The organism is Agathobaculum sp. LCP25S3_E8 (assembly GCF_052117165.1).
Taxonomy (GTDB): Bacteria; Bacillota; Clostridia; order Oscillospirales; family Butyricicoccaceae; genus Agathobaculum.
In genome coordinates this window covers 1-845 of record NZ_JBQKJR010000157.1, presented here as the reverse complement: position 1 = coordinate 845, position 845 = coordinate 1, and the positions used below count along the sequence as shown (strand labels likewise).

At 53.3% G+C, this 845-nt stretch carries 1 protein-coding gene; it reads right to left on the bottom strand.

Annotated elements, in window-relative coordinates:
- Positions 1-764: 764 nt before the first annotated feature.
- Positions 765-845, bottom strand: an 81-nt coding sequence (locus ACTQ34_RS18050; protein WP_441364662.1) for an IS3 family transposase, incomplete at its 5' end; no start/stop codon positions are given.

Below are 845 nucleotides of genomic sequence, written 5' to 3'. Positions count from 1 at the left end.
AGCCAATGAGGAAAACCTTCCTCCGCTGCGCAAGCGCGCACGGTGGGCGCAAAATCCGGCGCAGGTTGCCTAATTGAACTCGTTGGGTGTGCGGTTTTCTTGACTATTCCACTTTTGCTCAACCGATACAGCCGGAGGGCTGGATAACAAGAAAAGGCGGTATGCGCCCCGTGGAGGGGTAGCGTACCGCCTTTTCTTGTGGGGGTTTCCAAAGGGGGCAAAGCCCCCATTTGGCACACGACTTTGCGAAGCAAAGTGTAGTGTGTTATACCTGCTGGCGTGGCTGACGGGGGAAACGGGGTGCGGTGCTTTTTGCGCCCCGTTTGCTCCGGCAGGAAAACAGGCTGAATTTTTGTGAATGGGAATGAACAAAAAATCGGGCTGGTTTCAGAGAACGGCGGCAGGTATATGAAAGCCCCGTCCCTCGTCCTACGCTCCGACTTGTGGACAAAATGTCCCGAAGCTGTGGCCACACTCCCGGAAAAGTAGCAGGACAGCGGGCAACCGTCAAGGCTGAAATGAACGGTTTTATACCCGGCCTTGACCGCCGCCCTCCGTCCCGCTGAACGGGCAGACAAGGCGGCCAATCCCTCAAAGTGCTTGGCCGCACTTTTTTTAATTTGGGAGCGTTCTCCCTTGCAAAATTGAAATGGGCGGGAAGCCATTTTGTGGCTTTCCCGCCTTGATTACCTTTTGCAAAGACGGGCGGGGCTGTCAACGGCGGCGCATGAAATGTGAAGTGCTCCCCAAAAGTTGGACAAAAGTTATGCGGCAAAGCCATTTTGAATTCTGTATTGGACAGGACTTAACCCATTCAATTTTTCTTTGATTCGGTTATGGTTATA